1 protein-coding gene and 1 pseudogene are annotated in these 1,174 nt (G+C 67.9%); one reads left to right on the forward strand and one right to left on the reverse strand.

Annotated elements, in window-relative coordinates; genetic code table 11:
- On the forward strand, nt 1-1,005 hold a 1,005-nt coding region (locus U9980_RS09185; protein ID WP_322767538.1), incomplete at its 5' end, for a PP2C family protein-serine/threonine phosphatase.
- Between the two features lie 17 nt (nt 1,006-1,022).
- Here U9980_RS09185 and U9980_RS09190 read toward each other — a convergent pair.
- Nucleotides 1,023-1,174: pseudogene (locus tag U9980_RS09190) on the reverse strand (MBL fold metallo-hydrolase); the annotation flags it as partial.

The following is a 1,174-nucleotide window of genomic DNA, read 5'->3' on the forward strand; positions in this document are numbered from 1 at the left end:
GAGCTGGCGGTCCTGTGCCCGATGCTCTCCGCCACGCTGACGGGCCCTCGTCTGACCGCGGTCTATGGGGTCGCCGCGGTGGTGACCGGTGCTCTGCTGGGGATTCACGACGGCCTCTACCAGCCCCGCCACGGTGGACCGTTAGCCCAACTGGTCCGCCTGGCCGGTATAACAGCGGGCGCCGTCATCGCCGTCATGGTGAGCCGTTACCACACCCGGCGCGAAACGAAGCTGCACAATGTCACGCAGGTGGCACAGGCGGCGCAGCAGACGATTCTCTCATCGGTCCCGCCCACGTTGGATGGCCTGCGGCTCGCTGTCCGCTACGAGAGCGCCACCGCGGAAGCTGCGGTCGGCGGCGACCTGTACGACATTCTCGACAGCCCATGGGGCGTCCGCATTCTCGTCGGTGACGTCCGTGGAAAAGGCCTGGGAGCCGTCTGGATCGCCAGCCGGGTGCTTGGCTGCTTCCGGACCGTTGCTCGTCGTACGAAGGATCTCAGCGCCGTCATAGCCGATCTCGACGCAGAAGTCGCCGAGGTCGGTGGTCTCGACGACTTCGTCACCGCCATCGTCGCGCAGATCCACGACGGCCAGCTGACACTGGCCAACGCGGGACACCCCGACCCTGTCGTTCTGCACCCCGACCCTGTCGTTCTGCACTCCGACACTGCACATCTGCTCACCGTCCCGCTCCGAGCGCCGCCTCTCGGTCTCGCCGCTGGAGCCGCTGGACGCCGCGCGGTCAGGCTGCTGCCAGGCGACCGGCTACTCCTGTACACCGACGGGCTGGCAGAAGCGCGACACCCGGTCACCGGCGAGTTTTTCCCGTTCCTGGACGCCGCCCGCGACGCACTCGGATCCGCGAACCTCGACACGGCATTGGCCGAGCTGGCACGCTATCTCCACCGCTGGGCCGGAGCGCATCTGGACGACGATGTGGCGCTCCTGCTCGTCGAGATCCCGCGGACGGGAACCGCCGATGCCACGACTCGCCGCCGATAACCTGGCCCGAGGCGGGTTCACCAGCCGCGGGCACGCCAGTCGGCGAAATGGGGTCGCTCGACACCGAGGGTCGTGTCCTTGCCGTGCCCGGGGTAGATCCACGTCGCATCCGGAAGCCGTCCGAAAACATTCCGCTCGAGGTCGTCCATGAGGGAGTTGAACGCCTCGG

The sequence above is a fragment of the Protofrankia sp. Cr1 genome (assembly GCF_963555865.1).
Classification (GTDB): Bacteria; Actinomycetota; Actinomycetes; order Frankiales; family Frankiaceae; genus Protofrankia.